This window comes from Paraburkholderia dilworthii, from assembly GCF_000472525.1.
GTDB lineage: Bacteria > Pseudomonadota > Gammaproteobacteria > Burkholderiales > Burkholderiaceae > Paraburkholderia > Paraburkholderia dilworthii.
Genome location: NZ_AWZT01000028.1, coordinates 85,794 through 94,633 on the forward strand (window position 1 = coordinate 85,794; position 8,840 = coordinate 94,633).

Genomic DNA, 8,840 nt, shown 5'->3' on the forward strand with positions numbered 1-8,840 from the left:
TCATGGATCTAAACCTTCGGGACATTCGCGCGTTTATCGCGGTCGCGCAAACCGGCAGCTTCACGCAAGCAGCAACGCGGCTGCATCTTTCGCAACCGGCGTTGACCGTGCAGATCCGGCGCCTCGAAGAAACGCTGGGGCTGCGTCTTTTCGACCGCAACAGCCGCAATGTCGCGCTGACTCCGACCGGTCGGGATCTGCTGCCGCTTCTGCAAAAGTCGCTGCACGACATGGAGCACGTGCTGATCGACGCGCGCGCACTTGGCGACGGCGCGAGCGGCACAGTGCGGATCGCTTGCCTGCCGACCTTTGCGGCGAGCTCGCTTCCTGAACTCGTGCAGAATCTGAAGAAGGCGGTGCCGCGCGTGAGCTTCCAGGTGCGCGACGTAGTCGCGAGCATGGTCAATACGTTGGTGCGCAATGAAGAGGCCGATATCGGACTGACGGGCGGCGAACTCGACGACGGGAACCTCGAAGTGCTGCATGCGGGCATCGACAGGCTGGTGGTTGTCTGTCCGAAGCAGCATGTGCTGGCGAAGCGGCGGCGCATCACGCTTGCCGATCTCGCCGCGACGCCACTGGTGTTGACCGCGCAAGGCACGAGTGTAAGAGCGGTCGTCGACAGCGCATTTGTCAACGCGCGTTGCGTGCCGGAGATTGCGTGCGAGCCGACCTACATGATGAGCGCCGTCGCAATGGTGCGCGCGGGGCTCGGCGTGACGATCCTCCCCGCATCGGCTCGCGAAGTGAGAGCGGAGCCGGATCTGGTGGTGCGTCCGGTCGACGACCCGGCGTTCACACGGCCTATCGCGCTGATCAAGAAGCGCGGTCGCACGTTGCCGCCCGTCACGGAGACGTTCGTTGCGATGCTGATTGCGAAGCTCGACTCCGGGTGAATGGCGACCTGGCGTTTGCGGTGGGTGTGCGTGAGTCGCGACGTCGCTGGCGCAAGTCAGCAGATTCTCGTAGGTTTGTTGCTTTGCGCGCCGCCGTGCTGGCACGCTGACGCATTCGATCACAATATTTTGAGGCGGTCATGGTTAGCGCTTTACATGAGACCGCTTTACACGGGACCGGAGTAACGCGCTAAAGCGCGAACTCCGGTCGACCGCCCTGCATGGGACCGGAGTAACGCGCTAAAGCGCGAACTCCGGTCGACAGTGGAGACGACGGCGATGGCATCTTTCGCGGAAACGCACGACGACACGCTTGAACAATTCGAAGCGCCTGGCGTGCCGCCACTACCCGCGTCGAACGACTCGGGCTGGATCGAGCATGAAGGCGCGCGAATCTGGTACGCGTCTCACGGCAGCGGCGCGCCGGTGATTTTGCTGCACGGCGGACTGGGCCACAGCGGCAACTGGGGTTATCAGGTGCCGGCGCTGCTCGATGCTGGCCACCGCGTGGTCGTCATCGACAGTCGCGGCCACGGCCGCAGTACGCGCGATGAGCGGCCGTACAACTACGAACTGATGGCCTCCGACGTACTCGCCGTGATGGACGCGCTGGCGCTCGAACGCGCGGCAATCGTCGGCTGGAGCGACGGCGCATGCGTGGCGATGGTGCTGGGTATCGTGGCGCCGCAACGTGTGGCCGGCGTGTTCTTCTTCGGCTGCAATATGGATCCGGGCGGCACAAAGGAATTCGTGGCGACACCGGTTATCGACCGCTGTTTTAGCCGGCATCGTCGGGACTACGCACGGCTTTCCGCTACGCCGGACGAGTTCGATGCGTTCGTCGCGGCCGTCAGCGAAATGATGAGGACCGAGCCCAACTATGCCGCGCATGATCTCGCGCGCATCCACGTGCCGGTTCTGATCGTGCAAAGCGAGCACGACGAGTTCATCAAGATGGAGCACGCCGAATATCTCGCGCGCACTATTCCGGGCGCGGAGTTCAGCGTGCTGTCCGGCGTCAGTCATTTCGCGCCGGTGCAAAGACCGGCGGTCTTTAACCAGGTGATGCTTGCGTTCGTGGGGCGCGTGCTTTCTTGACGCGTGCCCTAACGAATGCGCGCCTGTATCAGCGCGCGACCCTCCAAATTTCACGATATGGCACGCGCCCTTGCTTCGTAAAAAATCGTGGTGCGTGGCACAAATCCCTCATTTCGCAATGCCGCCCCACGTTGCACATCGTAAAATCAAGCCAGTAACTTACTGTTTATAGAGGCTATTTTTTGTTCGAGCGGAGCGTCTAACAACTGCTTGCGCCGCTGCCTGCTGACTTAGACTCTTTTACAAGAGCAGGCGCTTCATGCGACGCAACCGATTGGATGGGACAGAACACTGTCGGAAGTCCCCGAATCCCATTCGCATGAAGCCGCCACGGCACCGCGGTTTTTATTGGCAATTGGGAGACTAAAAATGAAAGGCTTTCGCTTTGGATCGACCGAGGGAGCGTTTTACATTTTGCCGGGCCAGGACGGTTGGGAAGCAACCTACGGTAACGAAACTTTGGGCGAGTTTTCGAGCCCGCAACAGGCGGCTGACGATCTGGCGCGCGGTTTGACTTGCCCGCATCTGTCCGAAGTCGACACGTCGACACTCGAAATTCCCGAGAAACTGAGCGACTGGGAAATCGTTCACGTCTGATGGACCGCATGCCGCGCGTCCATGTAATCGCAGAAACGACGATGGCGCTCGAAAGCGCCATCGTCATGCTTACCGCTTACTTCTATGCGGCCTTAGGTTCTTCTTCCACTAGCGCGTTTGCCAGTGCATGCGCCACTGCGTTTGCTAGTGCGTTCGCAGCCGCGCTATTCCGCACGCCGTTCAGCACGTGGCCAAACACTTCACGCAATCGAGTCCACGATCTGATTCAGCGTGGCGCTCGGGCGCATAGCTTTGCTCGTCAGTTCGACGTTCGGACGATAGTAGCCGCCGATATCCACCGGCTTGCCCTGCGCTGCACGCAGTTCATCGAGGATCTTCGCTTCGTTGCCGGCCATTGCTTTCGCCACGCCGGCAAATTGCGCCTGCAACGCAGCGTCTTCCGTTTGCGCGGCCAATGCTTCGGCCCAGTACATCGCGAGATAGAAGTGACTGCCGCGGTTGTCGAGACCGCCAACCTTGCGCGCCGGCGACTTGTCGTTGTCGAGGAACTTGCCGGTTGCCTGATCCAGCGTCTTCGCGAGAACCTGCGCCTTCGGGTTGTGATACGCGCTGCTCAGATGTTCGAGCGACGCAGCCAGCGCAAGGAATTCACCCAGCGAGTCCCAGCGCAGGAAACCTTCTTCGACCAGTTGCTGAACGTGCTTCGGCGCCGAACCGCCCGCGCCGGTTTCGAACATACCGCCGCCGGCCATCAGCGGGACGATGGAGAGCATCTTCGCGCTGGTGCCCAGTTCCATGATCGGGAACAGGTCGGTCAGATAGTCGCGCAGCACGTTGCCGGTGACCGAGATCGTGTCCTTGCCCGCGCGGATGCGTTCGACCGAGAACTTCGTTGCCTCGACCGGCGTCATGATGCGGATGTCCAGACCGTTCGTGTCGTGATCCTTCAGATACTGCTCGACCTTCTTGATGATCTGCGCGTCGTGTGCACGAGCCGCGTCAAGCCAGAACACCGCCGGCGTGTTGGTGGCGCGCGCGCGGTTCACTGCGAGCTTGACCCAGTCCTGCACCGGCGCGTCTTTGGTCTGGCACATGCGCCAGATGTCGCCCGCTTCCACCGCTTGCTCGATCAGCACAACGCCGCTTGCGTCGGTCACGCGGACCACGCCGTTCGTCGGAATCTGGAACGTCTTGTCGTGTGAACCGTACTCTTCGGCGGCTTGTGCCATCAGGCCGACGTTCTGCACCGTGCCCATCGTGACCGGATCGAACGCGCCGTTCTTCTTGCAGTCTTCGATCACTGCCTGATACACGCCCGCGTAGCAACGGTCCGGAATCACGGCCTTGGCGTCGTGCAGTGCGCCGTCCGCGCCCCACATCTTGCCCGACTCGCGAATCATGGCCGGCATGGACGCGTCGACGATCACGTCGCTCGGCACATGCAGGCTCGTGATGCCCTTGTCCGAGTTGACCATAGCCAGTTGCGGACGCTGTTCGTACTGAGCCTTGATGTCGGCTTCGATCTGCGCAGCCGTTTCAGCCGGCAGATCTTTCAGGCGCGCATACAGGTCGCCGATACCGTTGTTCGGATTGAAGCCCGCTTGCGCCAGCGCATCGGCGTGCTTGGTCAACACGTCTTTGTAAAACACCGACACCACATGACCGAAGATGATCGGATCGGACACCTTCATCATCGTAGCTTTCAGGTGCACCGAGAACAGCACACCTTTGCTCTTCGCATCGGCGATTTCCGCTTCGATGAAATTGCGCAGCGCGTTCTTGCTCAGCACCGACGCGTCGATGATCTCGCCCGCCTGCACCGGTGTCTTTTCCTTCAGGACGGTCTTTGTGCCGTCGGCCGCCGTCAGTTCGATCTTCACCGCACCGGCCGCTGCGATCAGCGCCGATTTTTCGCTGCCGTAGAAATCGCCGCCGCTCATGTGCGCGACATGCGACTTCGAGTCCGCAGCCCACGCGCCCATCTTGTGCGGGTGCTTGCGCGCGTAGTTTTTTACCGACAGCGGCGCGCGGCGGTCGGAGTTGCCTTCGCGCAGCACCGGGTTGACCGCGCTGCCCTTGATCTTGTCGTAGCGTGCCTTGACATCTTTTTCGGTGTCGGTCGTAGCGACGTCCGGATACGGCGGCAGCTTGTAACCCTGATCGCGCAATTCGGTGATCGCGGCCTTCAGTTGCGGCACTGAAGCGCTGATGTTCGGCAGCTTGATAATGTTGGCTTCGGGACGTGTGGTGAGTCCACCCAGTTCCGCCAGATTGTCGGAACCCTTCTGTTCCGCGGTCAGGTAGTCCGGAAATGCAGCGATGATCCGGCCAGCAAGCGAGATATCGCGCGTTTCAACGATCACGTCGGACGAGCGCGTGAACGCCTTGACGATCGGCAGCAGCGAGTAAGTCGCCAGAGCAGGCGCTTCGTCGGTCAGGGTGTAGATGATCTTCGGCGGTGTGGACATGTTTGATGCTTTGCTAGGTGAAGTGAGAGACAGAGCGTTGGAAGCGCTGAGCCAGCGAGTTGCGACGAAGCAGCAAAACGCAGCGCGACCCGCGGCACTACTTTTTACGGCCCGAGCGTGAGTATATGCGCGTTTTCCTCTATCTGCTGCTAAACAAACATGCCGACAAACCGGCTCAATTTGACGCGATGCCCGCCACACAAGGCTTTGATCGATTTGGACTATGTGAAAATACATATGTCTTATAGATGACCCAGCGCCCGCAACTTTGGGTTAACGAGAATGGTTCTCATATAACGGGGACTTAGGCCCAATCGTTTAACCAGCCGCTTAACACCACGCGGGTTCTCCCGTTCCGCCGTCGCCCACATCGCCTGTGCGATAGGTCTGCGCCATTGCGACCACCACCTTGCGCGGCCCTTCGAATGGGTCGCGCGCGTGCGCGGTCAACATATTGTCGAGCATCAGCACGTCGCCGGTCTGCCAAGGAAACGCGATCCGCTGCTCATCGAGCACGCCGCGAATCTGTGCAAGCGCGTCGGCTTCCAGCGGCGCGCCGCAGCCGTAATACACATTGCGCGGCACATTTTCCGGACCGACAGAGTCGATTAGCGCCTGCTGCATGTCTTCATCGAGCGACGAAAGGTGGAACAGGTGTGCCTGATTGAACCAGACGTTTTCGCCCGTTCGCGGATGCCGCGCCACCGCCTGGCAACGCTCGCGCGTGCGCAAAAGCAACTCGCCGTCTTCGCTGTCGCGCCATTCGCATTGAATGCCGCGCGCGCGGCAAATGCGCTCGACCACGGCCGGATCGTCCGAGCCAAAAGCCTGCTCCCACGGCAAATCGAGCCCTTGCCCGAAGTTGCGTACGTAAAGCAGTTCGCGGCTCGCAAAGCGCTCGACGAGCGCGGGGTCGAACGCACGATAGATCGCGCGGCTATCGGCAATCGGCGTCGCACCGCCGGAACGCGCGGCGAGCGCGCAGTGAAACCAGATACGCAAAGGCCATTCGCGCGTGTACGACTGCTCGTTATGCAAAGGAATAGAGCGATGCGGCGGATATTCCGTCGACGTGTACACCGCGCCGTGAACCTGGCTACGCGGCGTCGACGCAAATTCATAACCGATCAGCGGATGCCCGAACGAAGCCGCGAAACTCTGGAATGCATCGATCGATTGAATCCGGAAGCCGGTAAACAGTAATCCCCCCGTGCGTTCGAGCCTTTCTTCGGCGATCTGCTGCAGCAGCGGCGTCGCGTCGTCCAGCGAAGCGTCTGCGCCCGCGCGCGGCGAAACGACAGTAGGCAGTCCCGGCTCGACGCGGAGATCGGCAAGCGCCAGCGGCGGCGTCGAAAGCATGGTCATATGGAATCCTTTTTGAAGTAGCGGCGTGTCGACGGTGTTCTGGCGCGCTCTGTTATATGGCGCAGTCTTTGATGGCGCTAGTCTTTGCAGCGGTCCCCTTGGCGAAGTAGGCCTTTACGGCTTTCTCTGTGGCGCTCGCCGGCACAACCGACATTGGAACTGCTGTGGAAGGTTCCCCCGGACAAACATGTCGATCATGGCCCGCTCCCTCCTTCACGTGGCACAGCAACAATCTAACGGAAACGCGAATCATTCTCAATTGACATTTGGCATGATCCCGCGCGTTCGATAGTTCGTCCGGCAAATATAGAAGGACGAGCGGCCGAATCCGCTCTGGGACAACTGACGTCGTGCGCCGCACCGTCACCGCATGACGACAACGTCAGCCCACCGTGCGGTCGGCTGTGCAGTGAGAACCTCGATCACAGTTAGGTTCGAGCAATTGATGGCCAACGCGCGCGCCCTGGTGATCGCCCGATGTTCTGCCAAGCCCAGCAATCCGCAATAGCGGCGCGACGTGCAGGCTCTCACCCAACTTGCCGCCACAACTCGCGCGGCGCCCACCAACGTCTACTACGATTTCCCGCTCGCCGCCCGCGCCCGATCACTCAGTGATCGTCGAACAGTACGGCGGTGCAAATGGTCTTGCCGAACATCGCGGCAACCGGGCATTTTCAGCGCCCCGCTTTCGGCATAATCATTCTGTTGCTCGACCGGCGTTAAGTGTCGAGCTATATGATGCCTGGAGACGCAAATGATGAACCCATTCCGCTTTCAAACAGTGCCCACGCTGATAGTCGAATTCGGCGCGGCTCGCCGTCTCGGCGCTCTGTTGCGCGCGCAATTTCCGGCGCTTCAACGTTTGTGCGTCGTGACGGACGGCTTTCTACACACGAGCGGCCTACTGAACCCCGCGCTCGCAGACCTGGCCGCGCATGGCTGGCATGCGACGGTAATCGACGACGTAATCGCCGATCCGCCCGAACATATCGTGCTCGAAGCGACAGCGCGGGCGCGCACGGCCGGCGCTGAGCTCGTGCTTGGATTAGGCGGCGGCTCGTCGATGGATGTCGCGAAGCTCATCGCTGTCCTCGCTCCGCAGCAGGAGCAGGCGCTGAGTGACATGTATGGCGTGAACAAGGTTTCAGTGTCGCGCTTGCCGCTCGTGCAGATGCCGACAACCGCGGGAACCGGCTCGGAAGTCACGGCTGTGTCGATTGTCACAGTCGGCGAGGCGAAGAAGATGGGCGTGGTCGCGCCGCAGCTGATTGCCGACCTCGCCATTCTCGACGCCGAACTCACGCTCGGGCTCCCGGTTGCGGCAACAGCGGCGACGGGCATCGACGCGATGGTTCACGCCATCGAAGCCTATACGTCCGCGCGTTTGAAGAACCCCGTCTCGGACACGCTCGCGATAAAAGCGCTCGAACTGCTGTCGCGCAATCTGCTGCCCGCTTGCGAAGACGGCCACAATCGCGAAGCGCGCGAAGCGATGCTACTCGGCGCGACCTTCGCGGGACAGGCATTTGCGAACTCGCCGGTAGCTGCGGTGCACGCGCTTGCCTATCCGATCGGCGGCATTTATCACGTGCCGCATGGGCTTTCCAATGCCCTGGTGCTGCCGCATGTGTTGCGCTTTAACGCTGAGTCGGCGGCGGATCGTTATGCTGAACTGGCCGAGGTCGTCGTGCCGGGAGCAGCAGGCAACGTCGATGAAAAGACACAGGCGCTGATCGAAAAGCTCGAACAGATGATTGCCGCCACAGCGATTCCGGCGCGATTGCGTGATGTGGGCATCGAGCGTGAAGGGCTCGGACGGATGGCCAGTGACGCGATGCTGCAAACGCGGCTACTCGTGAATAACCCGCGGCCTGTGAGCGAGGCCGATGCACTGGCGATTTATACCGCTGCTTTTTAATTCCTCCTGTTTTGACAATTAACGTTGCGCAGAGCGCGCGACAGTTCGCGCCGTTACGGGAACCTGCGCGTTACGTAGCGCGCAGTCGGAACACGCGCCCTCCGCTTATGTTCCTGGCGTGATTTTTCGTCGTTAATTCGAACTAAGCTTGAAAAATCCGTTTTAATAGGCTCATTACGCGAGTTCACGCTATTCCACTCGAATGGCGCGGTACTTGCGGAGATGTCTCCGTCAATAGACGTTCAACGGGGACATCATGATGAAAATTGCTGGCCGCACCGCTATCGCTGTCGCGGCGTCTACACTACTGGCGCTTTACGGATGCGGATCAACTCTTACACCCAACACTAGCGGCCTCGGCGGCGGAGGTTTGGGCGGGACTTCAGGTACTTCGGGTACTTCGGGTACTTCGGGTACTTCGGGTACTTCGGGTACTTCGGGTACTTCAGGCACTTCAGGCACTTCAGGCACTTCGGGCACTTCGGGCACTTCGGGTACTTCAGGCACTTCAGGCACTTCAGGCACTTCAGGCACTTC

The 8,840-nt window shown here is 60.6% G+C and carries 7 protein-coding genes; 4 read left to right on the forward strand and 3 right to left on the reverse strand.

Annotated elements, in window-relative coordinates:
- Positions 1-2: 2 nt before the first annotated feature.
- The 3 genes from F759_RS0122515 (at position 3) to F759_RS0122525 (ending at position 2,591) form a co-directional block, all read left to right on the forward strand.
- Positions 3-896 (forward strand): LysR family transcriptional regulator, encoded by an 894-nt coding sequence (locus F759_RS0122515; RefSeq protein WP_027801853.1) that lies wholly within the window; start codon positions 3-5, stop codon positions 894-896.
- Positions 897-1,175: 279 nt separating this feature from the next.
- Positions 1,176-1,994: an alpha/beta fold hydrolase gene (locus F759_RS0122520; RefSeq protein WP_027801854.1), complete on the forward strand. Its 819-nt coding sequence runs from the start codon at positions 1,176-1,178 to the stop codon at positions 1,992-1,994.
- Positions 1,995-2,363: 369 nt separating this feature from the next.
- Positions 2,364-2,591, forward strand: a complete 228-nt coding sequence (locus tag F759_RS0122525) for a hypothetical protein (RefSeq protein WP_027801855.1) — start codon at positions 2,364-2,366, stop codon at positions 2,589-2,591.
- A gap of 200 nt (positions 2,592-2,791) precedes the next feature.
- Here F759_RS0122525 and F759_RS0122530 read toward each other — a convergent pair whose 3' ends face one another.
- Both F759_RS0122530 and F759_RS0122535 read right to left on the reverse strand, forming a co-directional pair.
- Positions 2,792-5,020, reverse strand: a complete 2,229-nt coding sequence (locus tag F759_RS0122530) for an NADP-dependent isocitrate dehydrogenase (protein WP_027801856.1) — start codon at positions 5,018-5,020, stop codon at positions 2,792-2,794.
- A gap of 330 nt (positions 5,021-5,350) precedes the next feature.
- Positions 5,351-6,385 carry a TauD/TfdA family dioxygenase gene (locus tag F759_RS0122535; protein WP_027801857.1) on the reverse strand — a complete coding sequence of 345 codons (1,035 nt, stop codon included), beginning with the start codon at positions 6,383-6,385 and terminating at the stop codon, positions 5,351-5,353.
- Positions 6,386-7,142: 757 nt separating this feature from the next.
- On the opposite strand from F759_RS0122535, the gene F759_RS0122545 reads away from it, so the two are divergent.
- The gene (locus tag F759_RS0122545; RefSeq protein ID WP_027801858.1) at positions 7,143-8,303 is read left to right on the forward strand and encodes an iron-containing alcohol dehydrogenase; all 1,161 of its coding nucleotides are present in this window, start codon (positions 7,143-7,145) and stop codon (positions 8,301-8,303) included.
- A gap of 315 nt (positions 8,304-8,618) precedes the next feature.
- On the opposite strand, the gene F759_RS43065 is transcribed toward F759_RS0122545, so the two are convergent.
- Positions 8,619-8,840: hypothetical protein (locus tag F759_RS43065; RefSeq protein ID WP_209440508.1), on the reverse strand; the 222-nt coding region annotated here is incomplete at its 5' end.